The organism is Enterococcus sp. 3C7_DIV0644 (assembly GCF_002141235.1).
GTDB lineage: Bacteria > Bacillota > Bacilli > Lactobacillales > Enterococcaceae > Enterococcus_D > Enterococcus_D entomosocium.
In genome coordinates this window covers 1598964-1625644 of sequence record NZ_NGLK01000001.1, presented here as the reverse complement: position 1 = coordinate 1625644, position 26681 = coordinate 1598964, and the positions used below count along the sequence as shown (strand labels likewise).

The window sequence follows — 26681 nt, the reverse complement described above, 5'->3', positions numbered from 1 at the left end:
AGGGATTGCGGTAGAAGGATAACGGGACACGGAGATGTGCAGCGATTTACTAGGGGAATAGGTGGAATACGCAGTATCAGTGCATTTTTTAGTGAGATAGACCGTGACCGATTGGGGAAACTTTGCCGCGGTCCCTACATAATGGAGAAGACAGATGATAACTTTTGAGAATGTATCCAAAGTCTACCCGAATGGGGTCAAAGGATTACAGAACATAGATGTAACGATTGAACAAGGAGAATTTGTGGCAATCATTGGTTTGAGCGGTGCTGGTAAGAGTACCTTTTTGCGCTCGATCAATCGCTTAGTGCCAATCACTGAAGGAGATATCCGGGTAGATGGCAAATCAGTCACGAAAGCCAATAAAAAAGAATTGCGCTTGATTCGCCGACAAATCGGATTGATCTCCCAAAGCTTCAATTTGGTCAAACGTAGTACTGTCCAAAAGAATGTGCTATCTGGTCGTTTGGGGTATTACGGGACATGGAAAAGTATTTTAGGGTTGTTTACGAAAGAAGACTACGAAAGAACGAAAGAAGCACTAGCGACTGTCGGCTTGTCAGACAAACTGCAAACGAGAAGCGACCAGTTGAGTGGTGGGCAACAGCAGCGGGTATCCATCGCCCGTGCCTTGGTCCAACAAGCACCAGTGATTTTAGCAGATGAACCCGTGGCATCGCTAGATCCCATCACCACAGAGAAAGTGATGGAGGATCTGAAGAAGATCAATCAAGAAATGGGCAAAACGATTGTCATCAATCTGCATTCGATTCCCTTGGCTCGTCAGTATGCGACAAGGATCATTGCCTTAAAAGCAGGTGCGATCGTTTTTGACGGCAACGCAGCCGCTTTGACGGATCAGCGTTTAGAACAAATCTATGGCAAAGCAATTTTTGAAGAAAAGGCAGGAGAAATCGATGAAACTGAAAGAAACAGTTCATTTTAATTGGTACAAGCACCTGCTGCTGGTTCTTTTATTGCTGCTCTTTTTTCAAAGCAGTGCCTGGATCACGGGGGCTGATTTTGCCCAAGTGTGGTCGAATCGAAGCCAGATGACGGCTTTCATGGCTCGCTTTTTGCATCCGGATTTTAGTTATTTACCACAACTGATGATGCCCTTGATCAAGACATTGCAGATGTCCTTTTTAGGCACCGTTTTAGGAGTAGTCGCAGCAATACCGGTTAGTCTGTTGGCGACGACAGTCGTGACAGAAAGCCGTTGGGTCTCTGTGCCGATGCGTTTTCTCTTAGGGCTGGTGCGGACGATTCCCAACCTATTGTTGGCGGCATTGTTCGTAGCGATTTTTGGGATCGGTGAAGCCACTGGTGTTTTGACCATCGCGGTCTTTACCTTTGGTATGGTTTCACAGCTGATGTTCCAAGCGATCGAAACCATTGATTTTGCGCCAATCGAAGCAGCAGCGGCGGTAGGGGCAAATAAATTTCAAGTGACTGTTTGGGCGATCATACCTCAAGTCATCAGCCAGTTTGCCAGCTATACTTTTTATGCCTTTGAAGTCAATGTTCGAGCTTCGACGGTGTTAGGATATGTGGGTGCCGGAGGGATCGGGGTCATCTTGAACGCCTCATTGGCATTATTGAATTATGAACGGGTCTCAATCATTATCTTGACGATTTTGCTAACGGTAGCGATCGTTGATTTTCTCAGTGAGCGGGTAAGGAGGTCATTCCTATGATGATCAGAGAAGTGAAGAAAACGACTTGGCTATTATGGGGACTCTTTGCTATCTTACTGGTATTATCCGCAGCGACGCTGGATTATTCCGGATTGAGTACTTTTTCCTTAGCGATGGGAAGAGATGTCCTGCAAGGGTTGAGTCAGCCAGACTGGTCTTTCTTTTACGACGGTAGCGGGGAGGATCTGTGGAGCTTATTGTTACTGACGATCGGCATCGCTTGTCTAGGAACGATGATCGCAACAGTCTGTGCGATACCGGTGACTTTGCTGAGTGCCGCCAACCTATGGGCTTCTGCGCCGTGGGTCGCGAAGGTCGGCAAAATGATCTGCAATATCTTGCGGGCATTTCCAGAGCTAGTTTATGCGATTATTTTTGTCCGTGTGGTAGGTCCGGGACCTTTTGCTGGGGTTATGGCGATCGGTGTCCACCAGATCGGTATGCTGGGCAAGTTGTTTACCGAAGAAATGGAAGCCATGGATGAGCGCTTGACGGAAGAGATGCAAGCAGTTGGTGCCAACTTTTGGCAGACGATGTTTTTCGTGCGGGTCCCTTACTTAGCACCCATCTATAGTTCCTTTGCATTGAATCATTTTGAAATTGCGGTCCGCAGTGCGGCAACGTTAGGGTTAGTCGGTGCTGGCGGGATCGGTGCACCATTGATTTTTGCTATTCAAACCAGAACCTGGAGCAAGGTAAGTATTATTTTGTTGGGCGTCGTTGTGACCGTCTTCTTATTAGACCAGTTGACTGGAATCATCAGAAAGAAATTGAGATAAACCTATGAATATATTGCATATATCAGATATCCATTTTCGAGAAAGTTACCTGCCTTGTGAGGAAGGGTATCAAGGAATGCTGGCAGCCATGCAAAATCCCTTGATTCCTCTTGAAGAGTGTATCCAAGATGCCAAGGCGCGAGGGGCGATCGATTTGGTGGTGATCAGTGGCGATTTGACCGAAGATGGCGCGTCTGCCGATTATGCCTCTTTGAAGCAATATTTAGAAAAAGCCTTTGGCTCAGTGCCGATCGTGGTAACGCTAGGTAATCACGATATCAAACGGCATTTTCGCCAAGGCTGGCAAGGTAAGTCAGTTGAAACGGCCAGTGATACGCCTTTTAATCAAGTCTATGAAACGGAGACATTGGCGATCGTGACTTTCGATAATTCCTGCTATGGCTATGCCGACGGTATCGTAGATGAGCGACAGTTTGAATGGCTGCAAGCCACGCTGGCGCAGCTCAAAGAGAAAAAGATCGTTTTTGTGACGCACCATCATTTGTTGCCTTATCAAGCAAGCACGCCGGCATGGGCCGGTGCCAATCGTTTGGTGGCATTATTGCAGCAGTATCAGATCTCTTGTATTCTCAGTGGACATACCCATCATGCATTTACGGGAACGATCGCAGGGATTCCTTACTATACTGTGGCAAGTATGTCGTTTGTCGGGGAAGATGAAGGCGAGGGGATGGTCCGTTTTGAAGAACGCTATGGATACAATTTGTATCGTTTTGAGGAAGGCGCGCTGGTTCATCAATCCTCAGAAAACTATCGACCGAACCGCGTATTGATGCGGGTCAACATGCAAGGATAAAAAACAGACGTTCCGTAAACGCTGAATTTAGCAGCAGGAAAGGAACGTCTGTTTTTGTGCAAAAAAGGCTTAACCTTGATTGCCAAAGGTTTTGACAACTTCAATCGTGCCGTCGATATGGAAAAACAAGGTATAGTTTTCTTCGGTTTTGATACCGTCAAAGCGGCGAGCATAATAGGTGACTGCGTCTTTGAAGGTTTGTGGGGGGACACCTAAAAAATCAGCGCATGCCGCCAACGTTTTGCAGCCTTCTTCAAAACAAGCGATGATATCATAGGGCGTGACCACGATCGCAGAACCAATGTCACGGGCTTTGCGTTCTTGTTTGCGTTTTTCGTTGGTGTCTTGGGCGGTAATGTCGCCAGCACTGGTCAAATAATGACCGATTTCTTCACCGATGGTGCTCAAGAGGTCTTCTTGTGATTGGTCAGGGTTCAAGTAAATATGGTGATCGATGTACAATCCTTGCTGACCATCAGGCATATTTTTATCGAAAATAAAGTGCAAGTCTGGGTAGGCGGCCATCAGTTCTTCTACTTTATCCATTTCCATCATTCCTTTTGGGCGTGCCGCTGTTTTATAAATTCAATGTAGCTGAGGATATCTTCCATCTGCTCATCGGTGACGTCATCATCAATATGGGCCGCAACGGTTTGAACTTTTGCAGAGGGCGGCGTAAAGCCTGCCGGGACTTGTCTGCCTAATAAAAAATCGGTGGATACTTGAAAAATCTCCGCGAGTTTGACGATGGTCTCGCCATCGGGTTCGTTACGATCATTTTCGAAATGCGAATACGCTGCGCGGGTGATCCCTAGCTGATCTGCGATCTGCTGTTGGGTTTGGTTGGTTCGTAGTCTGAGTGTTCTTAGCCGTTCGCCAAGCATGAGTGATCGCCTCCTTTTTTGTAGTATAGCACGTTGGATATAATTTGTATCTATTTTTGTATTATTTGATATAAAAAATATCACATCAGTTGACGATACGAATCGTATCTTTTATACTGGAAACAGATGATATGAATCGTATCAAAAAGAATGGGGGAGGATCATGGATACATCGATCGTAACAGTTGTCTTGCCGTCACTCATTACTGGTGTACTTACTTATTTGGCTACCCGAGTATCCAGCAAAGCGAATTTGGAACAAACGAATATCGAAAATGCCCAAAAGCTTTACCTAAAATATGAACAGATCAATCAAGAATTGACCCATAAAATCGATCAGTTAGAAGAAGAAGTCCAAAAGACCGCCAAAACCTACCAAGAAGAAGTCTTGGTCTATCAAGGAAAGCTTGCTACTGCCCAAAGCGAAAGGGATTTATTGCGGGCAGAAAACCAGGTGCTGAAAGAATTACAGCGAGGGAATCAAGTGCCTGTGGCGCGTGAAGAGAAGCAACATTCAGCCGTTGGCTAATAGAAAAAAACTGCTTATCCATCAATAAGCAGTTTTTTTTCTAGTTTTTATTCTTTAATTGATCATTTGTTCATTCACGTAGGCAGCATAAAGCGGGTGATTGTTGATCAATTCTGCATGGGTACCTTGACCGGTAATGGTACCTTTTTCTATAAAGTAGATTTGATCGGCATCCACGATGGTCGACAAGCGATGGGCGATCACTAATGTCGTGCGCCCTTCCATTAGATGATCCAACGCCCGCTGGACCTTTTCTTCCGACTGAGAATCTAGGCTGGCGGTCGCTTCATCGAGCATCAGCAGCTTGGGGTCTCGCAAGAATGCTCGTGCGATGGCGATCCGTTGTTTTTGCCCGCCAGATAGTTTGACGCCGCGTTCGCCGATTTGTGTTTCTAGTTTTTCGGGGAACTCTTGGACGAACTGATCGGCATAAGCCAATGCCAGTCCTTGCCACAATTCCTCCTCTGACAGTGTTCGGCTTAATCCGTATTGCAAGTTTTCCCGAATCGTACCGGCAAAGACCGCACTGTCTTGGGAAACATAGCCGATCTGTGCCCGCCAGTCCTGCAGATCAATGTCAGCTATCGGCTGTTCACCAATCAGCAAGCGCCCGCTGGTGGGTTCATAAAAGCGTTCCAGTAAAGCGAAGATCGTGGATTTTCCGCCGCCGCTTGGTCCCGCAAAAGCAATCACGGTGTTGGGTTTGGCTTCAAAAGAAATGTTTTGCAAAATCGGCCGTTTGGGATCGTAACTGAAATCGATCTGTTCTGCCCGTAGGACTGCGCCGTCGATAGCGGCTTTGGGTGCTGCCTGGATCGGCTCCAGCGGCGTATCCAAAATTTCTTGGATCCGTTCCGTAGCACCCATCGCTTTTTGGACTTGTGAAAAGAACATCGCAAACGTCGTCACAGGCGCAATAATATTAAAGAGATACAGTAGAAAAGCAATCAATGCGCCACTCGTCAAGGTGCCGGCTTGGACACGGATCGCGCCATAACCGAGGATTCCTACGAGTAATCCCAGCATTGCCGTCGTCATGATTGGCTGCAAAATCGCACTAACTTTCGCATCCTTGACCCCGAGGGTAAAGATTGCCCCAATGTTGCGCCGACCGTTTTCTTGTTCACTAGCTTCTCCGTTGCTGGCTTTGATCAAACGGATCTCTGAGAGTTTTTCGCTGGCATCCGCATTGAAATCGGCAGTCGCTGCTTGTAGTTGGCGTCCTAGTTTCGACATGATCTTGCCGATCGGCCACATGATCAAGGTGATCAAAGGCACCGCACTGAACATGATCGCCGCCATCTTCCAATCCATCAAAAACAAGATGATCATCGAACCAACCAATTGGATCAAGCCAGTGACAAAGCTGGGAAATTGCGAGGTGACTAGTTCTTTGATCACGGAAGTATCATTAACGAGTCGCGAACTGCTTTCCCCCGACTTATGGTCATCAAAATAGCTGACTGGCAAATGCAGCAGATGTTTCCAAAGACGTTCTCGTAATGTTTTCACGGCACTTTCTCCCACATAGCGCAAGAGAAAGCCGCCTAAAGTGCCTACGCCTAATTGCAGCACAAAGGCTAGGATCAAAACGACCAGCATGGAGGTGCTGAACGTGGGGGTGCCGCTGGCATCGACTAGCGTTTTCGTCAGCTGCGGCACGACCAAACTGGCGGCACTCGTGATCAGGCTAAAGAGCATCCCTAAAAGAAACAAGCCTTTCTTGGGATTGACACTGACGATCAGGTGGATAAAGTCTTTCATTTTAAATTTGTTTTTGTTCACTGTTGGTGTCGTTGTTTCCATTCGTTTTCCTCCGCTACAAGCAAGATGTCCTGCAGCTTTTTCTTTTTCATTAGGTGCTATTAGAAATCCTGCCAATCATCTTCGGCTGCTTCGTCTTTAGAAGCGGAATCAGGTCTTGCTTTGTGGTCTTGTCCAAACCCGTAGGCATCAAAAAAGTTGCCTTTTCCCCATGTGTCCCGTGGATCATTCGCCTCGCTACTATCAAATGGCCCAAATGGCCCAAATGACCGATTGCCAAACATGCCGCGGTGTCCAGGAAATGGCATTTGCCGCATGGCTTCTTTGATCTGCTTTTTCATTTGACGCCGCTCGTCAGCGCCCATATCTTGCCAAGTATCTTTCATTTGTTGCTTCATTTTTCGGCGATCGTCATTCGTCATTTCCTGCCAATTTCCACCCCATTGCTTCATCATCTGTTCCCGGATCTCCTGCATAGCTTGTAGACGATCCATCGGGTCAATAAAGCGTTGCGTCTGTTGCTGAAAGTCAGCTTCCCACCCAGTGGCGATGTTTTCAAGCAGACGGGCAAATTCGGTTTGTTCTTCCTCTGTTAACCCAGCAAAAAACGTTTGACTGCTGGCGGCTTCTTTTTGTGCCAGTAATTTTTCTGCTTTTTTTCGTCCAGTCTCTGTCAGAAAGATTCGTTTGATCCTTTTGTCGGCTGCATCTTCTTTGCGTTGGATATCCCCACTGCTTTCCATTTTCTTCAATAGTTCTGCCAAGGAACTTGGCCGTAAATCTAAAACTTCTGCGAGGTAATTTTGCACCAAGCCATCTTCTAAATTTAAAACGGCTAGGACGCGTTGCTGTCCAGAAAGGCGTTGGTTATTTTGACTCATAAAAGCATTGCTGGCTTCGCTGATAAAACGAAGCTGTTTCATTAAGTGATCGGTCATTGTACTCATTGAGAACACTCCTTTTGAATTATTGTTCGGTACCTAATGATATCGATGAGTTGATTATAGTTCGGTGCCGAACGAATGTCAAGAGGAAGTAGCTGGGATTTTTTTCTAACAAAAAGTAAGCAAAATGATTGACTTACTAAAAGTAAGTTTGATATGCTGAGTCCATCGTTAAAGAAAACACAATAAAAGGAGTACAAAAGAATGGTCTTTGGATTTGGGAAAAAAGAACAAATAATTGAAAAAGAAGTAATTAAAGAGGTGTATCGCACTCCGGAAAAGAAAAAAGCGCAAAAAATCGGAATCATCGTTGGCAGCACGAGAGAAGGCCGCGTGAGTCCGCAAGTAGCCAATTACGTTTTACAAACAGCACGAGCACATAGCGACCGCTCATTTGAAATCATTGATATCAAAGACTACAACTTGCCCTTTATGGGTACAGGCGAAGCGAACCAAGCGTGGAATGAAAAAATCGCTGAATTAGACGGTTATATCTTCATCGTACAAGAATACAATCATGGGCTATCGGCTTCCTTGAAAAATGCGTTAGACAGCGCCCGCGAGGAATGGTTCAACAAAGCAGCAGCAATCGTCAGCTATGGTTCAGCAGGGGGTATTCGGGCCGCTGAGCAAGTTCGCTTGATTTTGGCGGAACAAAAAGTAGCCACGGTGCGCACTAATCCAGCCTTCAACTTATTTACTGATTTTGAAAATTTTGCCACCTTTACTCCTGGCGAACATATGACGGCAGGAATGAACGATATGTTGACGGAATTACTGGACTGGGCAGACACATTTGCCAATCGTTAAAAAACAAACGAAAACAATCTTAGGAGGAACCTATCATGAAATTTGGTATTATTTTAGGCAGTACAAGAGAAGGACGCGTAAGTCCGCAAGTCGGAGCATATATTCAAGAAATTGCTACTCAACGGTCAGAGCATCAGTTTGAGATCGTTGATGTAAAGGCATTTGATTTACCGTTTATGGGAACGGCTGAGCCAAACATGGCGTGGAACAAAAAAATCGCTGAATTAGATGGCTATATCTTCATCGTACAAGAATACAACCACGGTTTTGCGGCTTCCTTGAAAAATGCCGTAGACTCTGCACGGGAAGAATGGTTTGATAAAGCAGCTGGGATCGTCAGTTATGGTTCTGGCGGTGGGATTCGTGCCGCTGAACAATTGCGTAACGTTTTAGCTGAACAAAAAGTTGCCACCGTGCGGACTAACCCAGCCTTCAATCTCTTCACAGATTTTGAAAATTTCAGTACCTTCAAACCCGGTGCGCACATGGCTGCAGGTGTCAATGACATGCTGGATGAATTGTTGTTGTGGTCAAAAGCTTTTGCCACGATTCGCTGATCTGTTTTAGGAGGTCACCATTTATCATCGATCATTTGCTGTTTCATTCATTGAATGGAGCAGCATTTTTTTGCGTTTCCAAGGAATGGTTTTCACTGGAAAGGCTATTTCACTGAAAGAATGACTAAAAATCGGGTATACTAGAAGAACAGAAGATGCGGGCAACTGCGTTCGATTTTTTGCCCAACGAGTGCATCCAGTAACAGAGGAGTGAACAAGAGCATGAATCTACTTTTTGCGATTGATGATCGATTCAGTGAACAATTAAAAACAACGTTATATTCAATCAAACGCCATACGACAGCAGCATCTTTCGATGTCTATGTCTTACAAGAAAAAGAATTGAGGCAAGGTGCAGAGCTAGAGGTCTTTTGTCAAAAATTGGCGATGACCTATCATCCCGTCATCATCGGTTCTGGTTCGATCTTTAAAACGGCACCAGTTAGTGACCGCTACCCAGAATCAATCTACTATCGATTGTTGGCACAAAATTACTTGCCGCAGCAGGTGGAAAAAATCCTGTATCTGGATGCGGATATTTTGTGCATCAATGATTTGCGCCCCTTGTATGAGCTGACGTTAGGGGATTTTCTGTATGCCGCTGCCAGTCATTCCAAGCTGACAGAAGTGACGACGGTCATCAATAAAGTCCGTTTGCGCAATTATGAGTCAGAAGGCTACTATAATTCAGGTGTCTTGCTGATGAATGTGCACCAGCTACGGCAAGAGGTCAAAGAAACAGAAATCGCAGCCTTCATTGAGAAAAATCATTTGAACCTCTTTTTGCCGGATCAAGATATTTTGAATGGGTTATATGGTGATCGGGTGCTGGCGATTCCTGATCAGCTCTATAACTATGATGTACGGAAAAACCGTACGTATGAGACGATCAGCCTAGGGGAATGGAGTTTGGATTGGGTCATCGAACATACCGTTTTGCTGCATTTTTGCGGCAAAGAGAAACCATGGAAGAAAGGCTATCGCAGCCGCTACGGTTCGTTATACAAATATGTAGAAAATGAACGGCGGAAGTTTGAAGAGGAACAATCAAAGTAGCTGTCATTGAATATAATCAAAATTACCTTGAAAGAAACGTCCACACGGCCGTTTCTTTTTTTAAGCGTTCTATTCTGCTTTTTTTCGATTCGATGGTACGATGAAACTAGTGAGTTATGAAAAAAAGAAGGAGTGGAGAACATGAAATTTTTAATTTGGCTGGTCTGTGTGATCGGCATTGAAGCAACAGGAATCATATCGAGTTTGTTTGCAGGGGACATTGCCGGAACGTATGCGCAAATGGAAAAACCCTTTTTAGCCCCTCCTGGCGGGATCATTGGGATCGTTTGGACGATTTTGTATGCCTTTATGGGAACGGCGTTGTATCTGTTGATCGTCGCCAAAGTCAATCCAGCGCTTAAAAAGAATGCCTACATCTTCTTTGCGATCCAGCAAGTATTAAACTTCTTTTGGAGTATCGTTTTCTTTGGCTGGAATGCTTACTGGGCAGGAACGGTCATTATTGTCTTGTTAGTGTTATCAGTGATTATTTGTATGATCCTCTTTGCTCGCATCGACAAAAAAGCGATGTACTTGTTTATTCCTTATTTGATTTGGTGTTTATACGCCGGCTACTTAACGATTGGCTTAACTTTATTGAATGCCTGATAGAAAAACCCTCTTCCAAGCGTCTTGTTGGAAGAGGGTTTTTTCTTTTAGATATAGTCTTCAGTCAATTCCATAAAGCTGGCAACATCTTTTAGGACCATGTCGATCCCTGCTTGCCAGAAGTCTGGTTTCGTTAAATCGACACCAAGGTGTTTTTGCGCCAGTTCTTCCGTCGTCATTGAAGCAGTATCTTGCAATAAAGCAATGTATTCTTCTTCAAAGCTAGACCCTTTTTCATTGGCATACGCGTAGATCCCCATACTAAAGAGGTAACCAAAGGTATAAGGGAAGTTGTAGAACGGCACATCGTCAATAAAGAAGTGCAATTTGGCTGCCCAGAAATGTGGGTGATAAGTCGCTAACCCATCCGCATAGCTTTCTTTTTGCGCCGCAGTCATCATTTCCGTGATTTGTTCCGCTGAAACCAAGCCCTTTTGACGAGCTTGATAGAAGCTGTTCTCAAAAATAAAACGTGCGTGGATGTTCATGAACATCGCGATCGCATTTTGCATTTTAGCATCCAATAGATTGATTTTTTCTTCTTTTGTCGTTGCTTCTTTGAGGGTTGCATCAGCAACGATCAATTCAGCAAAGGTACTTGCTGTTTCGGCAACGTTCATGGCATAGTTGCGGTTTAATTCTGGCAGCTCCCAAAGAACGCTGCTGTGAAAAGCGTGACCGAGCTCATGGGCAAGCGTCGCTACTTCGTTGACAGAATTGCTGTAGGTCATGAAAATACGTGATTCTTTGGTTTCTGGCAAGCTGGTGCAATAGCCGCCAGGACGTTTGCCGGGACGATCTTCTGCTTCGATCCAGCTTTTTTCAAAAGCGACTTGGGCAAAGTCAGCCATTTTTGGGCTGAACTTACGGAAGTTGGTCAAAATGAAGTCAGCTGCTTCATCAAAGGTGTAGGTTCTTTCTTCCATATCGCCAAGGATGATTGGCGCATCTTGGTCTTGCCATTCCATTTTTTCTTTGCCGAAAAGCTGCGCTTTGCGGGTCAAGAAATCAACGATCGGCTGTTTGTTCTTTTGGATCGTGCCCCACATAGCATCCAATGTCGCTTTTTGCAGACGATTGTATTCTAATGGTTCCTTCAAGTAATCAGTGACACCGTGAAGTTTGAAGGTAGAAAGGCGGAAACCGTCTAAGTGGTTCAAGGTATCCGCAAAGAGGTCTTCTTTTTCTGCCCACGTCTTTTCCCAAGTGTCGAATAAACGCGCACGAACTTCCGGATCAGGATCACCCATCATTTTATTGAAGGCTTGACCAGCTGAAAACTTGATCGTCGTGCCGTCTTCTTGCAGGAAAGGAATTTCGATCGAGGCAACGATCGTATCGTAATGTTGGCTCCAAGCATTCAAGCCATCTAAATTTAAAGTATTGATGATGGTCTCTTCTGCTTCGGATAACAATTCTTTGCCGTCGCGGCGAATCTCGCTTAAACGAAAAGCGACAGGTGCTAAGTTTTCCGCTTTAACTAGTGCTGTCCAATCATCCTCAGAAATTTCTGTCAATTTTTTCGAGAAAACGGTTTGTGCTGCTTGCAGTGCTGGCAATTTTGCGTAGAGGTCACCCGTCAGGATTTTGGCTTTGCTGTCATTGACATTCGCTGAAAGCAAGGCATTGATAAAGCTGCCGCATTGTGAAAATCCTTGACTAATAGTTGCGGATAAATCAAGTAACTCTTCTAATTTTGCTGCATCGTCTTCGCTGTTGGGCGACCATGCATCGACTGTTGTTCGGTAATTTGCAATTTGTTCTTCCAGTTGGCTCATGCGTTCTTTTAATTGAACAGAATCGCTGCCTCCCGGAAAGATTGTTTCCAGATTCCAATTGATTGAATAGGTCATTCCTATCAAACCCCTTTCTTTTCCTTCGATCTTATTAAGTATAGCATAACGAAATTTGGTCGCAACCATCAGAATCCTTATGAAATAAGGGTTCTTGATGAAACTGTACCAAAAACAAAAAATGGAATGTATAACTCCTTGATCTATTGATAGGGCGGAAAAACGTCAAAAATAAAAAAACTATCACATCCTCATCAAATTCTTAGAAAAAAATCGATGGATAAATATTACATATGAAAAAAAACAGCGAGTAAAAAAACGCCTGATGAGCGATATTCGCTTTTTCATGCATAATGCCAAATCCTTTGCGAAAAGAACACGAAATATACCACTGCGAAAGCGTATACAATTAGGTAGCATAGAGGTGTAAACAGAAGAAGGAGGAAGAAAAATGCCAAATGCTATTCATGTTTTTTCAGAGATTGGACGATTGAAGCAAGTCATGCTTCACCGCCCTGGTCGGGAATTGGAGAACCTTGTTCCTGATCATTTGAACCGCCTGCTATTTGATGATATTCCTTTTTTGGAACAAGCCAGAGCAGAACATGATCGGTTTGCGGAAGTCCTACGTCAAAATGATGTGGAGGTGTTGTATCTAGAAGATTTAGCTGCTGAATCGCTCACGTCACCAGAAATCAAACAGCAATTTCTCAAGGATTATTTAGCGGAAACTACAATCCAAAGTTCTGAGATCATCAAAGAAGTCACGGATTATTTTATGTCTTGTGACAATGATCGGGAACTGATCGACAAAACTATGGCTGGTTTAGCCAAAAATGAACTGGAGCTGCCAAATACCCAGAGCCTCGCTGGGACCGTGGATGATCAATACCCATTTCTGATCGATCCAATGCCGAATTTGTATTTTACACGAGATCCCTTTGCGACGATTGGTAACGGAGTATCCTTGAATCGCATGTATTCAGAAACAAGACGGCGCGAAACGTTATACGGCAAATATATTTTTGCTCATCATCCAATGTTCCAGCAAAATCCGCCTCATATGCTTTATGATCGCGCCCAACCAACCCGCATCGAAGGTGGCGACGAATTAGTTCTGTCAAAACATGTGTTGGCGATTGGTATCTCGCAACGAACGGATGCCGCTTCGATTGAGCAGCTGGCCCGCAAAGTGTTCGAAAATGAGCCAAGCTTTGAGTATGTTCTAGCGTTTGACATTGGTCAAGAGCGCAAATTCATGCATTTAGATACGGTATTTACAATGGTCGATCATGACAAGTTTACGATCCATCCAGAAATCGAAGGAGAGCTGACGGTTTATTCAATCTCACGAGCAGGTGATGGGGTGACGATCAAAGAAGAAAAGGACACGTTGGAAAATATTTTATGTCGCTATCTAGAACTAAATACGGTTGAATTGATTCGTTGCGGCGGCAGTGATTTGATTGCAGCAGCTCGGGAACAATGGAATGACGGTTCCAATACCTTGACGATCGCACCTGGCGAAGTCGTCGTATATGACCGCAATACCATCACCAATCAGAAGTTGGCAGAAGCCGGTATCAAATTGCACAAAATCTCCGGCAGTGAATTGGTTCGTGGTCGTGGCGGTCCTCGTTGCATGAGCATGCCATTTGTTAGAGAAGATATTTAAATCAGAGGAGGAATCATCGATGGAACAAGTATTTAAAGGAAGAAGTTTTTTAGCAGAAAAAGATTTTACGAAAGCCGAGTTAGAATACCTCATTGATTTTTCAATCTATTTAAAACAATTGAAAAAACAAAATATTTCTCATCGTTATTTAGAAGGCAAGAACATTGCCCTTTTGTTTGAAAAAACATCGACTCGGACACGGGCGGCCTTTACGACAGCTGCCATCGATCTTGGTGCCCATCCAGAATTTTTAGGCGCGAATGATATTCAGCTAGGCAAAAAAGAATCTGTCGAAGATACAGCAAAAGTTTTAGGCAGCATGTTTGACGGTATTGAGTTTCGTGGATTCAGTCAACAAGTCGTTGAAGATTTAGCCAAATTCTCCGGTGTTCCTGTTTGGAATGGCTTAACCGATGAATGGCACCCAACCCAAATGATCGCTGACTTTATGACCATCAAAGAAAACTTCGGCACCTTGGAAAACATTACGCTAGTTTATGTGGGCGACGGCCGGAACAATATGGCGAATAGTTTGTTAGTGACGGGGGCAATTTTAGGGGTCAACGTTCGTATCTGTGCACCAAAAGAACTTTTCCCAGCGCAAGAAGTGACAGACTATGCCAACAAATTTGCTAAAGAATCTGGCAGTCAGTTGATGGTAACAGATGATATCCAAAAAGGCGTCAAAGATGCAGACGTCTTGTATACCGATGTTTGGGTGTCAATGGGGGAAGAAGACCAGTTCGAAGAGCGGGTGAAGCTGTTGAAAGATTACCAGATCAACCGCGAAATGGTGATGGCCACCGGAAAACAAGACGATGGCTTGATCGTGCTGCACTGCTTGCCAGCGTTCCATGATACGAATACGACGTATGGAAAAATGATCGAAGAAAAATTTGGCATTTCTGAAATGGAGATCACAGACGATATTTTCCGTAGTCACTGGGGTCGTCAATTTGAAGAGGCTGAAAACCGGATGCACTCGATCAAAGCGATCATGGCAGTAACATTAGGCGATCTATTTATTCCTAGAGTGTGAGAAGGAGCAGTGAGCAGATGAGTGAAAAGAAACCAACGATCGTTGTCGCCCTTGGCGGCAACGCCATCTTAGCAGAAGATGCCAGTGCCAAAGGGCAAAAAGAGCGACTCAAACAGACCGTGGACTACCTGATTCCCTTGATCCGAAAAGACGTCAATTTGATCATTACTCATGGGAATGGTCCCCAAGTGGGAAACCTGGTTTTGCAGCAGCAAGCGAGCGATTCTAGCAAAAACCCAGCAATGCCTTTAGATACCTGTGTCGCCATGACCCAAGGCAGTATTGGCTATTGGTTGCAAAATGAGCTGAGAATCCAGTTGAAAGCAGCACAAATAGCGAAGCCGGTGGTGACTGTGGTCACGGAAATTACAGTCGATGCCCAAGATCCAGCATTTGCCCATCCGACAAAACCAATCGGGCCGTTCTTAACGGAAACGGCTGCCAAAGAAGCCATGGCGGCTTCAGATGCCATCTACCGGGAAGATGCTGGTCGTGGCTGGCGGAAAGTCGTGGCTAGTCCTGCACCACAAGCGATCCAAGAAGTTGCCAGCATCAAAGCGCTGATTGAACAAAACACGATCGTCATTTGTGCAGGAGGCGGCGGCATTCCCGTGCTAGACAATGGCCTGGGTGTTGAAGCCGTGATCGATAAAGATTTTGCTTCTGAAAAATTGGCTCGATTAGTCGATGCGGATCAGCTGATCATTTTAACGGGCGTAGAAAAAATCGCTTTGAACTTTGGCAAGGAAAGTGAGCAGTGGTTGGATCATGTGACCGCCGCGGAATTGGAAACCTATGTCGATGAAGGCCATTTTTCACCAGGTAGTATGTTGCCGAAAGTACAAGCCGCTTTGAACTTTGTCAAAATGGGGGCGGAAAAACGGGCAGTGATTACTTCTTTAGACAAGCTGGCAGCTATCGATGATGCTGGCACGCAGATCACCTGGAAGTAAGCGAAGCAGCAAAGCAAGACCCAAAACATTGGAGTGAGAAAAATGATCGACCACCAAATAAAAGATCCATCAACAAGAGCGAACAGCTTTCAATGGCTGGAAGAAGAAAATCAGCAGCGTTTGAAAGAGCATATTTACTGCCGTACGTACAAAAAAGGTCAAGTGCTTTTTTATGAAGGCGACGTAAGAGATCGGATATTCCTTGTGATAGAAGGACTTGTGCGGATCGAAAAGACCGACGGAACTGATTCCTATTGTTATGTAGATTTTGTTGGGCCAGATCAGTTATTTCCTTTGATTGGCTTGTTTGAAAGAGACAACTATGATGTATCGGCATTCGCTGCAACAGACATTGTCGTGCAGTTTGCAGCGATGTCACTGTTTGAACCGCTAGTCGTTTCGTCTACAAGTCAGTTGCTGTGGCTCAATCAGCAAATGAGCCGGCAGTTGGAAAAGCAAAGACGCCGTGTCGAGTATTGTGTCACCTCCAGCGCGCAAACAAGAGTCGTTAATACGATTGGTCTTTTGATGATCGAGCATGGGCAGACACAAGGTGAGCAGATTCGCATCCCTTTTCCAGTTTTTATCAATGATATAGCCAAGTACAGTGGAACGACGCGAGAGACAGTCAGTCAAACGCTCAAGGCGCTCGTGCATAAAAGAAAGATTTATTATCGCTACAAAGAACTCATTATTTATGACCAAGATTATTTTTCTCATGTTGCCAAGTAATGGCTGGCAGCAAATAGGATCGATTCAAAAAAGGGGGAACACAGATGAAAAAAAAACAAAAAGAAAAAAAGTCGCTGACATCATTCAGTATCTTATTTCTGATCATTATCGCCTTGACGGTCGCTTCCTGGCTCTTAGCAGGGCAGCCTTTTGCGCCTTCTTTACCAGCAGGCCAAGAAGAGATGGTCAGCCAAGTGGTGGGTGCCAAGTTTTCTGATTTCTTTATGGCGCCTTTTAACGGATTTCGTGATGCGATCGAGATCTGTGTGTTTATTCTCTGTTTGGGTGGTTTTTTGAATATCGTCACGCGAACAGGCGCTTTGGAAGCCGGGATTCAGCATTTGGTCAAAAAACTCAAAGGCAATGAGTTGATTTTGATTCCGATTTTAATGATCTTGTTTTCGATCGGCGGCTCCACTTATGGAATGGCGGAAGAAACGATTCCTTTTTATTCCTTATTAGCAATAACGATGGTGGCATCAGGTTTTGATACGATCGTCGCAGCAGGAACCGTTATGCTGGGTGCTGGTGCCGGCGTGATTGGCTCCACCGTCAATCCCTTTGCGACCGGCGTTGCGATGGATGCCTTGCGAAGCATCGATATTGCCCCAAACAATGGCACGATCTTAGTAGTCGGGGCATTGCTTTGGTTAGTCACGACCGCATACTGTATCTTTGTGGTGATGTCTTATGCCAAAAAAGTCAAAGCCGACAAAGGCTCCACGATCTTATCGCTGCAAGAGCAAAAAGAAATGGAAGAACATTTTGTCAAAGACACGAACGAAGCCTTGGTGTTTACGCAAAAACATCGCCTGATTTTGACGATTTTTGGTTTATCCTTTGTGATCATGGTGGTTTCCTTGATTCCTTGGGGCGACTTTGATATCCATGTGTTTGACGGTTGGACCGCCTTTTTGACCGGCAATAGCTTCGGTGAATGGTATTTTGGTGATTTGGCCATGTGGTTCTTCTACATCAGTATCATCATTGCGTTGATTCAAGGATTCTCAGAAAAAGAAATCGTGACCAACTTTATCGATGGGGTCAAAGACATTTTATCCGTTGTCTTGATCATCGTTGTGGCACGGGGTGCTTCCTACATTATGCAAACGACGTACTTGGATCTGTTTATTTTGGATCGGGCTTCCCATCTTTTAGAAGGTCTATCACCTGTCCTGTTTGTGATTGGCGCCTACATTTTGTATCTGCTCTTATCGTTCTTGATTCCATCGACTTCCGGACTAGCGTATGTATCGATCCCGATCATGGGGGCCTTGGCGCAAAGCATCGGACTCAATCCGAACGTCATGGTGATGATCTTTACTGCTGGTTGCGGATTAGTGAATTTGATCACACCAACTTCTGGCGTCGTGATGGGGGGATTGGAGCTGGCTCGGGTCAACTATTCCACTTGGACCCGCTTTATGCGCAAACCGTTACTGGTTATCGGAATTTCCAATCTTGCCATTTTAATCTTCTCAATGTTGTTCTTGTAAGCTACGTTTCAAGATGTGAACGAGACGGATCAACTATTTCAGTAAGCGAGACGACTTGAGAGGAGCGGATCAAGTAAATGAAAAAAAAAGAGCGACAAGCAATTATCAAAAAACTCTTTGTCCTACATCGGATTGAGTCTCAAGAAGAATTGATGAATTTATTAAAAAAAGAAAATGTTTCAGCTACCCAAGCCACGATTTCTAGAGACATGCGGGAAATGAACATCGCTAAAACGTATGCTAAAAACGGTCGGCCGTATTATTCGATCTTTGAATCCAAAGAGCAGGATCTAGAAGACAGAATTGCGTTTTCGATGTATGAGTACCTAAAAAAGATTACGCAGATTGACTTTTTAGTTGTCGTTCATACGGCTGAAAACGGCGCCGATGTGATCGCCAATTATCTTGATGAAATGGAGCTACCAGAAATTGTCGGCACGATTGCAGGGTTTGATATTTTATTGATCATCACGCCGTCACAAGAAGCGGCAGCAGAGGTGGTCGATCGGTTGAACCATTATGTAGAAGGCTACGAGATGGGTTCGTCATTGTTTACTGGAGAAAAAAACGCAAAACAGCCCTGAGAATCGTTGAAGGAGCTGAACGTCACAAGCCCCAAAATCTCACAACCAAACGGGTGACGGCTTTTCATACCGATGGCTATTTTTAAAAAGAAAGAGTGCTTCTAATCTTCACGGAAGCACTCTTTTTGTGTGTGCAATGTCACCACGGTTTGCTGGAAAAACAGTTGCATCACCAAATGAAAATGGTAAGATAGGAAAATGAGGAGTGAAAACTATGAAAAAATTACTGAAAGAACCGAATTTTTACTTTTGTATCGCACTTGCGGTTATGGTCATCCTCTTTATCAGTTCTTCACAAACCTATGAGCAGCAATCACAAATCGGGTTGCTTTCACGAATCTTAAAAAATGAACCATTGAAAGAGTGGCTAGAGAAGATTTCTTTTTCCTATGCTGGTTCGGAGATCAGTATTGCGGAAAAAGGCTATTTCTCATTTGTGGAATTTTTCATTCGTAAAGGCGCACATTTCTTTACCTATTTTGTCTTAGGGGGCAGTCTGTTCTTCGTTCTCGTATATCGCCGTACGCCGTATTGGCTAGCCGCTTTTTTTGCTTGGTTAGCAGCTACCGGCTATGCTGGGATCGATGAATACCATCAAATGCTGACGGGAGGACGGACGCCGCTTTTTCAAGATGTCATGCTGGATTCAGCTGGAGCACTGACCGCCGTTCTTTTGGGGTGGTTGATTTGTCAGTTATCGAAAAAGTCACCTAAACGCCGCAAAACATAACGAGTTGTCGGCGTTTTTAAGCGTTAAGCTGTTAGAAAGTATAAAAAACAAGAGGCGAAACCAATGGAAAAAAGTTTGAGTAGTGTCAAAGGCAAAACCGAGTTTGTCGTGCATGAAAGTTTGCCGGTGGGGGTTCTTCTCGCGATGGCTGGCGGCTTTTTAGATGCCTATACCTATCTCTTTCACGGTGAAGTGTTTGCGAGCATGCAGTCGGGGAATGTTATTTTGTTAGGGATCAATCTTTCAACGGGGCAGTTTGAACAAGCCTTTCGGTATCTGCCACCAATCTGTATGTTTTTAGTGGGGATCGTGGTGACGAATTATCTGCAGCATCATTTTCCGACTGGTGGTTGGATCGTTTGGCAAAATGCTGCGTTGATCTTTGAAGCAATCGGTATTTTGGTTCTGGGCTTTTTTGCGCGTTCTTTACCCAATGTCCTGGTTGATTCCGGATTATCTTTTTTTGCAGCGATTCAATATGCCGCTTATCGGCGCTTGGCAGGGATGCCCTATGCCACCACGATGACCACTGGCAATTTACGTTCGCTGGCTGATTACTTGTATTTGCGCGGGTTTAAGCAGGACCGATCAGTGACACCCAAGATCATTTCTATTTCCTTGATCATCGGCGGTTTCTTTTTTGGGGCGGTTTTAAGCAGCTTGCTAGGAATTTTCTTATTCCACCGGACCATCTGGGTGGTTTCAGGAATTTTAGCCCTGGTGTTGGGAATCACGATCCACAGTCAAAATAAAGAATAGAAAAAAGACATTCCCCGGAATGTCTTTTTTGTCTTACTTTTTGGTGCTCGCGCGTGAATCTTTGAGATAAAGCGCTATTTCTACCAGCAGTGCTGCTAGAAGATAGCTACCAAGGACGGCTATCTGGTAAAATTTCTCTTCAATCAGCTCGTTGCGCTGCAGCAAAATGACCCCACCTAGAAAGAGCATCGCCAACAGGGAGAACCACTGCTGGGAAAAACGCCAATTGCTGACACTGGCTGTACTGCGCTTGGTGCGAAAGCCGAATATATAATTGGGTTCTTCTCGGTAAAAGAACCGGAAGACGATGAAAAAAATACCCGTAAAAATCAACAACAAAAGACCAATATCGATCGAAATCACTTCCTTTCAAGCGAGGTTTGTTGGGAAAATCAGCGAATAAAAAGGATTATCTATTTATTGTACTCGCTGTAAAGGGTTCTATGAAGGGGAACTATTGAAAAAATAGATAGTTTTGCGTAAATAAAAAGGGAGGGCGCTATAAGTCGCCATCCCTTTTTCAATTATCCGCGTTGAAATGGTCCTTTTGGTGCAATCAGTTCAAGATTGGTACCATCTGGATCTGTAAAGTAGGCAACACCTGTCCCGAAGCCGCTTTTTAAACCATCTTGTTCTTCAAAAACGATTGGGGTACCGTCAGGTTCAACCCCGATGGCTTTTAGACGAGCAACGGCTTCATCAATATTTTCGACTTCAAAACAAAGATGCATGGCACTGATTTGCTCATTGGAATAGCTAGCTTTGTTGGATTTTGGTTTGACGTATTCTAAAAGGTCGATGTTGAGATTGTCTAAATGAAGATTGGCGTATTTGATCAATGTATCCTCTAAACCTTGCGTTTGCGCCATTCGTTTGCCACCGATCGTATCTTGATTGGCGATTTTCTTTCCAGTTAATGCTTCATAAAATTGGATGGAACGTTCGAGATTGCTGACGGTGATTCCCACGTGGTTCACCATTGAAAAGCCTGTGTTTGTGTTTGTCATTATACTTCCTCCTAAGGTTTTGTTTAGTATATCGTTTGGTTAATGAAAATCGAATGTGTCTGGATCTGGACCCACTCGCAGGTCCTCATTTAATGCGTTCAAGCGAGCCATTTCATCTTCTGATAAATGGAAATCAAAAATCGCTGCATTGGCGCGCATTCGCTCAGGGTGTGTCGATTTGACATTGACTAAGATTCCTTGTTGGATAGCCCAGCGTAAAAGCACTTGTGCCGCTGATTTTTGCTGTGCATCGGCGATCGCCAAGACGGTTTCCTCTTTCAGCAGTTTGCCTTGCATCAAAGGTGACCAAGCTTGGATCGCAATCCCCTTTTCAGCACAAAAGTCCCGCAGGTCTTGCTGCGTAAGTTTGGGATGCAGTTCGATCTGATTGACGACAGGAACGACCTTAGCAGCGGCCAATAGTTGCTCCAAGTGATGAATCTGGAAGTTGCTGACCCCGATTGCTTTGATTTTTCCAGCGGCATACAAGTCTTCCAAGGCGCGCCATGACTCTTGAAATGCCTGGTTTCCCGGCCAATGGATCAAGTACAAGTCGAGATACTCGAGGTTTAAGCGGGCCAAACTTTCATTGAAAGCATGGATCGTTTCATCATAAGTTAAATGATCGTTCCAAAGTTTGGAAGTGACAAAGAGTTCTTCACGAGCCAACCCCGTTTCTTGTAAGCCTTGTTTGATTCCTTCCCCTGTTCCTGTTTCGTTGCCGTAAATAGCCGCCGTATCAATCAGGCGATACCCATTGATAATGGCCTGTTTCACGACCTCTGCTGTTTCAGCTTCAGGGATTTGAAAGACACCTAACCCCAAACCGGGGATTTTGCTGCCGTTGTTCAGTGTAACGGTATCCGATAATTTTTCGATCATAAAAACATCTCCTTTATTTTTTTCTGTAATCATCATATAATGATGAGGTAAGGTTGTATAGTACGTACTTTTTTGTTTGATACACACCTTTTGGTAACATTTGTGTGTTTACAGACTTGATGAGGTGAAAAAAATGGAAGTAAAAATTTATAATATCGGTGTAGAAGCAACGATGGATGTCATCGGCGGGAAATGGAAACCAATCATTCTTTGTAATTTACGCCATGGGGCATTGCGTCCTAGTGATTTACGGCGAAAAATTCCTGGCATCAGTCAAAAAATGTTGACGCAGCAATTGCGGGAACTAGAAGAGTCTGATATCGTTACCCGCAAATCCTATAATCAAGTACCACCCAAAGTTGAGTATTCCTTGAGTGAATATGGAGAAACGTTAGGCGGCTTATTGGATACCCTTTGCCAGTGGGGCACGATGCACGTCGCTGCGCTACAAGACAAAGGAGAACAAGTTACTTTGTTAGAACAAGAAGAGGCGATTGTCTAGCAGAGGGCAAGTGGCATGAGAAAAGGCCGGCAGAAACCATTGGTTTCCGTCGGCCTTTTTTAGGCTATGCTTGTTGGATCAATTCTAGAATGGCTTCAGCATTCATGCCGCTGTAATGATTGATGGGAAATGACAGGCGCTTGATTCGCGGCGGGATGGCCTGCTTGATCATCGGATCTGTTAAAGAAAGCAAAGGATCGACCAAAACGATTTTTTCTTGCGAAAAACGATAATTCATCAGACGTTCTGGTGTCACAACAGTCACGCTGATTTGATCCTCGGACAGCATTTGGATGTTGCGGGCGAAAATTTTAATCAGACTTCCAGCTAAAGTAGAACGATCAATAAAGACAACTTTTTCCAAAGTGATTCTCCTTTTTAATTAATATGCTTAATTAAGTATATTAATTAAATGGCGCTTTTTAAACAGGAACATTTGGAAACAACAAAAAAGCCGCAAAAGAATTTTTTTGCGGCTTTTGGTTCATCTATAAAAAGGTTTGACTCTTTTTTCCATTAAATCACGATCACGGGTGTCCCGACTTCGGCTTTACTGTACAATTCTTTCATCACGCCTGGCGGAGTATTGATACAGCCGTGAGAGCCGCGGGTTTTCCAAAGATCACCACCGTATTCCGTTTGCCAATCAGAATCATGGATTCCGACACCGGTCCAATCGATCGGCATCCAGTAATCAACAGGGGACGCATAATCTTCACCGGTCAAGGTTGCATCTTCTTCTTTGTTCCAGACATAGAAGACACCAGTTGGCGTTGGTGTGGCTGGTTTTCCAGAGATAATTTTCGTATCTAGCACCAGCTCGCCATCTTTGTAATACCACATGTGTTGGTTTTTCAGATCAACTTCGATATACGTGTTGCCAAATAACGGGCTGCCAGCATCGGTGCTTCCTTGAGCGATCGGTGTGCGCGTGAAGTCTTCGCCGGCTTTTAACGCCTCAATCAATGCTTCTGTTTCCGCATCGGTTTGGATCGTCCAGCTGAGGGTGCCGGCTGGAACCGTTACTTCGCCTTGTTTGGTACTCTTGAAGGTCGAAGAATTGGTGCTGGTGTTGTATTGCTCTCCGATCGAAGCGACATAGCTTCTTACTTTGTCTTCGTCGATCGTGGTGTTGCCATCTTTGTAAGAGAGCCAATCCATGATCGATTCTCTTGGAATTTGAAACGTGTTTCCGTTGATCGTATAATTGCCGGTTACTTTGGCGATTTTATTCAACGAATCCATTTCTTTGGTTAGATCAGGATCATCAGCGGTCACACTTGGTTTTGTGACGTAATCGACGAGATTTAATTCCTTTTCGCCACTGACGATGGCTTCTTGGAAGTCTGCTACTGCTTTGTCCACATCAATGGCATCGCCGTCAACTTCTGGTTTGATAGAAAAGCCGTCTTCGCCTTTTTCCAATGTTGCATCGGCTGACTTGGTACGATCCTCATTTAAAGTTTCTAGTTCCTTTTGGATCGTGTCCGTTTCGCTGTTTAGCGTATCTTGATCCACCGAGAGATTGTCCAGTGTTTTTTCTTCTGCAGCGGAAACATAAGCCATTCCCCAACTCCACTGGTTCTGTTCATCTTTTAATGATTGCAGCTCATTGGTGAAATCCGTTTGTAACCCAAATTGAGCAAGGTTGATTGTCTTCCATTCGCTATCGCCTTCTTTGATGGTGAAATCTTCTTGCGAGTAGCGGTCATGCAGCAGGGCATTGGCCTCGGCAACAGTTTTGTTGCTGATGTCGATCCCATCGATTTCAGTCTTTGGTAAAAAACGGTTTGCATAATATGTACTTCGGTAGGTATAGCCGCCAGCGATCACTACTAATATAGCAGCCACAACGATTAGAACAATTTTCTTGGTATTGTTCTTGGCGTCAGTATGTTTGTTTGAACGAGTCATTCAACTACTCCTTTTTTTCTAATGGCATAATAGATAATAACGCTTAAATCATACCATATTCCCCCAAGAAAGCGAATATGGCAAATGAAACTTCCATAAAAAATAGAAAATTCTTAAACTATCTTTAGCTAAGCTGTAGAAAAGCATTTCTTTGCATAAAAAAACTGAACGAACCGCAGCAAATCATCTTGATCAAATTGTTCTGAAAAAGAGTGAGCTGTAAGGTTCGTTCAGTGGCATAGTTGACTAGCTAAACGAAGTGAAAGAAATTATTGATTGTCTTCTGCATCTAGTTTCGCAAAAGCTTCATCAAGAATATCTTTTAATTGTTTTGCAGAAGCGGCCATCCGGTCTTTTTCACCATCCGTCAATGGGATCTCAATCACTTTTTGAATCCCTTGGGCGTTGATAACTGCAGGCGCACCGATGTACAAGTCGTTTAAGCCGTATTCGCCGTTCATGTACACAGACAATGGTAAAACAGCATTTTCATCGTCTAAGATCGCACGAGTGATCCGTGCTAAGGCTACCGCGATCCCATAGAAAGTCGCACCTTTTTTCTCGATAATGGTGTAGGCTGCATCACGAACGCTGAAGAAAATGTTGACCATTGCTTCTTCATCGATATCTGGGTTGTTTTTGACCCATTCATAGATTTGCAAGCCGGCTACGTTGGCATGAGACCAAACAGGGAATTCTGAATCCCCGTGTTCGCCTAAGATATAGGCATGGACGTTACGGGCATCAACATCGACTAATTCAGCCAAAGCTTGACGGAAACGTGCAGAGTCTAAAGAAGTACCTGAACCGATGACGCGTTCTTTCGGGAAGCCTGAGAATTTCCAAGTCGAATAAGTCAAAATATCGACTGGGTTTGCTGCTACTAAGAAGATTCCGTTGAACCCTGAATCAACGATTTGGGTAACTACTTCCCGGTTGATTTTCAAGTTTTTATGAACCAAATCTAAGCGGGTTTCACCTGGTTTTTGAGGCGCACCAGCTGTAATAACGACTAAATCAGCATCATGTGCATCTTCATAAGAAGCGGCATAGATTTTTTTAGGGGAAGTAAAGGCCAAGGCATGGGACAAATCAATTGCGTCGCCTTCTGTTTTTGCTGTATTTATATCAATGATTCCGACTTCTTGCGCAATGTTTTGGGTCACCAGCGCAAACGCGTAACTAGAACCAACCGCACCGTCTCCAACAAGAATTACCTTTTGGTGATCTTTTTTGTTCGTTTTTGCAGTCATCTGTGTATCATTCCTTCCGCATAATTGTTTTACTCGCTATCATCCTACCATTTTCAAGTATATTTGTCATGTGATTTGCACAACAATATTACACAAAATATCGCTGTTTCAGTTGTAAATGCTTTCTTTGTTATTACGTCAAAAAGAGGATATATCAACGTTTTATTAAGATTCGTTAAGAAAGATAAAAACTGAGCAAGAGGACGCCACCATAACAGTCCATTTCGTGTTATAATTATTTCAGCAAAAGAACTGGGCGCATTTGTGTGCCCAGTATTTTGTGTTTGGATAAGAAAACCGATAAAATAGATGAAGAATCAGCTTGAAACTAGAAATAATGGAGCGTAATCGAAAAATGAAAATGATTGTAGGCTTGGGAAATCCCGGCAAAAAATATGAGAAAACCAAACACAATGTTGGCTTTATGGTAGTGGATGCGTTGGCACAAAAGTACCAAGCAACCTTTAAAAAGTCGGCTTTTGAAGCAGAAGTGGCAGAGTTTTTCTTGAAGGGTGAAAAAATCCTTTTGGTCAAACCGCAAACCTTCATGAATGAATCCGGTCGTTCGGTAGGTCCGTTGATGACCTATTTTGGCATCTACCAAGAAGAATTAGTAGTGGTCTATGATGACCTTGATTTAGCATTAGGGAAAATCCGCTTGCGCCAAAAAGGCAGTGCGGGGGGACACAATGGAATCAAGAGTTTGATCGCGCATTTGGACTCGACAGTCTTTGACCGCATCAAAATCGGGATCGATCGGCCACGTCCAGGACAAACCGTGGTCAATCATGTACTGAGTCCTTTTGCAAAAGACGATCTGCCCATCGTTTTACAAAGTATTGATAAGGCAGTCGAGGCAAGTAGTGATTACTTGACCAACGGCGACTTTCTTGCCACAATGAATCGATTTAACTAA

30 protein-coding genes are annotated in these 26681 nt (G+C 44.2%); 19 read left to right on the top strand and 11 right to left on the bottom strand.

What is annotated here, in order from left to right; all coding sequences use genetic code 11:
- Positions 1-154 precede the first annotated feature (154 nt).
- Genes phnC through A5877_RS07665 form a run of 4 tightly spaced genes read left to right on the top strand, consistent with a single transcriptional unit; the run spans position 155 to position 3293 of the window.
- Complete coding sequence (gene phnC, locus A5877_RS07680) at positions 155-946, top strand: phosphonate ABC transporter ATP-binding protein (RefSeq protein WP_005230661.1); 792 nt, start codon at positions 155-157, stop codon at positions 944-946.
- Entirely contained in the window at positions 918-1697 is a 780-nt protein-coding gene (gene phnE, locus A5877_RS07675; RefSeq protein WP_010748971.1) for a phosphonate ABC transporter, permease protein PhnE, read from the top strand. Before phnC ends, phnE (A5877_RS07675) begins: the two co-directional genes overlap by 29 nt.
- On the top strand, positions 1694-2476 hold the full coding sequence (gene phnE, locus A5877_RS07670; protein ID WP_077452412.1) for a phosphonate ABC transporter, permease protein PhnE: 783 nt from the start codon (positions 1694-1696) through the stop codon (positions 2474-2476). The genes phnE (A5877_RS07675) and phnE (A5877_RS07670) overlap by 4 nt, the downstream gene beginning before the upstream one ends.
- Positions 2477-2480: 4 nt before the next feature.
- A complete protein-coding gene (locus tag A5877_RS07665) occupies positions 2481-3293 on the top strand; it encodes a metallophosphoesterase (RefSeq protein WP_086316643.1) in 813 nt (270 codons plus the stop codon).
- A gap of 69 nt (positions 3294-3362) precedes the next feature.
- On the opposite strand, the gene A5877_RS07660 is transcribed toward A5877_RS07665, so the two are convergent.
- Positions 3363-3839 (bottom strand): ImmA/IrrE family metallo-endopeptidase, encoded by a 477-nt coding sequence (locus tag A5877_RS07660; protein WP_034858679.1) that lies wholly within the window; start codon positions 3837-3839, stop codon positions 3363-3365.
- 5 nt (positions 3840-3844) lie between these two features.
- On the bottom strand, positions 3845-4177 hold the full coding sequence (locus A5877_RS07655) for a helix-turn-helix domain-containing protein (RefSeq protein WP_005230670.1): 333 nt from the start codon (positions 4175-4177) through the stop codon (positions 3845-3847).
- Positions 4178-4340: 163 nt separating this feature from the next.
- On the opposite strand from A5877_RS07655, the gene A5877_RS07650 reads away from it, so the two are divergent.
- Entirely contained in the window at positions 4341-4706 is a 366-nt protein-coding gene (locus tag A5877_RS07650) for a hypothetical protein (RefSeq protein WP_005233306.1), read from the top strand.
- 54 nt (positions 4707-4760) lie between these two features.
- Here A5877_RS07650 and A5877_RS07645 read toward each other — a convergent pair whose 3' ends face one another.
- Both A5877_RS07645 and A5877_RS07640 read right to left on the bottom strand, forming a co-directional pair.
- Complete coding sequence (locus A5877_RS07645) at positions 4761-6512, bottom strand: ABC transporter ATP-binding protein (RefSeq protein ID WP_008380198.1); 1752 nt, start codon at positions 6510-6512, stop codon at positions 4761-4763.
- A 59-nt stretch (positions 6513-6571) separates the two neighbouring features.
- Positions 6572-7417: a MarR family transcriptional regulator gene (locus A5877_RS07640; protein ID WP_086316642.1), complete on the bottom strand. Its 846-nt coding sequence runs from the start codon at positions 7415-7417 to the stop codon at positions 6572-6574.
- Between the two features lie 201 nt (positions 7418-7618).
- On the opposite strand from A5877_RS07640, the gene A5877_RS07635 reads away from it, so the two are divergent.
- The 4 genes from A5877_RS07635 to A5877_RS07620 all read left to right on the top strand — a co-directional run bounded on the left by A5877_RS07635 (position 7619) and on the right by A5877_RS07620 (position 10446).
- A complete protein-coding gene (locus A5877_RS07635) occupies positions 7619-8224 on the top strand; it encodes an NADPH-dependent FMN reductase (RefSeq protein ID WP_086316641.1) in 606 nt (201 codons plus the stop codon).
- A 35-nt stretch (positions 8225-8259) separates the two neighbouring features.
- The gene (locus A5877_RS07630; protein ID WP_005233313.1) at positions 8260-8781 is read left to right on the top strand and encodes an NADPH-dependent FMN reductase; all 522 of its coding nucleotides are present in this window, start codon (positions 8260-8262) and stop codon (positions 8779-8781) included.
- A 222-nt stretch (positions 8782-9003) separates the two neighbouring features.
- Positions 9004-9837, top strand: coding sequence for a glycosyltransferase family 8 protein (locus A5877_RS07625; protein WP_005233315.1), 834 nt, complete (start codon positions 9004-9006; stop codon positions 9835-9837).
- Positions 9838-9978: 141 nt separating this feature from the next.
- Entirely contained in the window at positions 9979-10446 is a 468-nt protein-coding gene (locus A5877_RS07620; protein ID WP_005233316.1) for a TspO/MBR family protein, read from the top strand.
- A gap of 47 nt (positions 10447-10493) precedes the next feature.
- On the opposite strand, the gene A5877_RS07615 is transcribed toward A5877_RS07620, so the two are convergent.
- Entirely contained in the window at positions 10494-12299 is a 1806-nt protein-coding gene (locus A5877_RS07615; protein ID WP_034872886.1) for a M3 family oligoendopeptidase, read from the bottom strand.
- A gap of 391 nt (positions 12300-12690) precedes the next feature.
- Between A5877_RS07615 and arcA the strand changes: the two genes are divergently transcribed.
- From arcA to A5877_RS07575, 8 genes are all read left to right on the top strand, one after another.
- Complete coding sequence (arcA, locus tag A5877_RS07610) at positions 12691-13914, top strand: arginine deiminase (RefSeq protein WP_008380174.1); 1224 nt, start codon at positions 12691-12693, stop codon at positions 13912-13914.
- A gap of 19 nt (positions 13915-13933) precedes the next feature.
- On the top strand, positions 13934-14953 hold the full coding sequence (gene argF / locus A5877_RS07605) for an ornithine carbamoyltransferase (protein ID WP_008380172.1): 1020 nt from the start codon (positions 13934-13936) through the stop codon (positions 14951-14953).
- Between the two features lie 17 nt (positions 14954-14970).
- A complete protein-coding gene (gene arcC / locus A5877_RS07600) occupies positions 14971-15906 on the top strand; it encodes a carbamate kinase (protein ID WP_005233327.1) in 936 nt (311 codons plus the stop codon).
- A gap of 42 nt (positions 15907-15948) precedes the next feature.
- Positions 15949-16638 (top strand): Crp/Fnr family transcriptional regulator, encoded by a 690-nt coding sequence (locus A5877_RS07595; RefSeq protein WP_005233329.1) that lies wholly within the window; start codon positions 15949-15951, stop codon positions 16636-16638.
- 44 nt (positions 16639-16682) lie between these two features.
- Positions 16683-18134, top strand: a complete 1452-nt coding sequence (locus A5877_RS07590) for a YfcC family protein (RefSeq protein WP_008380167.1) — start codon at positions 16683-16685, stop codon at positions 18132-18134.
- 77 nt (positions 18135-18211) lie between these two features.
- Positions 18212-18718 (top strand): arginine repressor, encoded by a 507-nt coding sequence (locus A5877_RS07585; protein WP_005233333.1) that lies wholly within the window; start codon positions 18212-18214, stop codon positions 18716-18718.
- Between the two features lie 214 nt (positions 18719-18932).
- Entirely contained in the window at positions 18933-19448 is a 516-nt protein-coding gene (locus A5877_RS07580; protein WP_008380164.1) for a VanZ family protein, read from the top strand.
- Between the two features lie 63 nt (positions 19449-19511).
- A complete protein-coding gene (locus tag A5877_RS07575) occupies positions 19512-20207 on the top strand; it encodes a YoaK family protein (protein ID WP_008380162.1) in 696 nt (231 codons plus the stop codon).
- A 33-nt stretch (positions 20208-20240) separates the two neighbouring features.
- Here the strand turns inward: A5877_RS07575 and A5877_RS07570 are convergent, their stop codons facing one another.
- From A5877_RS07570 to A5877_RS07560, 3 genes are all read right to left on the bottom strand, one after another.
- Positions 20241-20570, bottom strand: a complete 330-nt coding sequence (locus A5877_RS07570; protein WP_016611997.1) for an SdpI family protein — start codon at positions 20568-20570, stop codon at positions 20241-20243.
- Positions 20571-20731: 161 nt separating this feature from the next.
- Positions 20732-21214: a VOC family protein gene (locus tag A5877_RS07565; RefSeq protein WP_086316640.1), complete on the bottom strand. Its 483-nt coding sequence runs from the start codon at positions 21212-21214 to the stop codon at positions 20732-20734.
- A gap of 39 nt (positions 21215-21253) precedes the next feature.
- Entirely contained in the window at positions 21254-22132 is an 879-nt protein-coding gene (locus tag A5877_RS07560) for an aldo/keto reductase (protein ID WP_016611992.1), read from the bottom strand.
- Positions 22133-22229: 97 nt separating this feature from the next.
- Here A5877_RS07560 and A5877_RS07555 point away from each other — a divergent pair, with 97 nt between their 5' ends.
- Positions 22230-22598, top strand: a complete 369-nt coding sequence (locus A5877_RS07555) for a helix-turn-helix domain-containing protein (protein ID WP_086316639.1) — start codon at positions 22230-22232, stop codon at positions 22596-22598.
- A 64-nt stretch (positions 22599-22662) separates the two neighbouring features.
- On the opposite strand, the gene A5877_RS07550 is transcribed toward A5877_RS07555, so the two are convergent.
- The 3 genes from A5877_RS07550 to A5877_RS07540 form a co-directional block, all read right to left on the bottom strand.
- On the bottom strand, positions 22663-22962 hold the full coding sequence (locus tag A5877_RS07550; protein WP_005233340.1) for a hypothetical protein: 300 nt from the start codon (positions 22960-22962) through the stop codon (positions 22663-22665).
- A gap of 152 nt (positions 22963-23114) precedes the next feature.
- The gene (locus A5877_RS07545) at positions 23115-24512 is read right to left on the bottom strand and encodes a L,D-transpeptidase family protein (RefSeq protein ID WP_086316638.1); all 1398 of its coding nucleotides are present in this window, start codon (positions 24510-24512) and stop codon (positions 23115-23117) included.
- A gap of 269 nt (positions 24513-24781) precedes the next feature.
- Positions 24782-25765 (bottom strand): L-lactate dehydrogenase, encoded by a 984-nt coding sequence (locus A5877_RS07540; protein WP_005230720.1) that lies wholly within the window; start codon positions 25763-25765, stop codon positions 24782-24784.
- Positions 25766-26120: 355 nt separating this feature from the next.
- On the opposite strand from A5877_RS07540, the gene pth reads away from it, so the two are divergent.
- Complete coding sequence (pth, locus tag A5877_RS07535; RefSeq protein WP_008380153.1) at positions 26121-26681, top strand: aminoacyl-tRNA hydrolase; 561 nt, start codon at positions 26121-26123, stop codon at positions 26679-26681.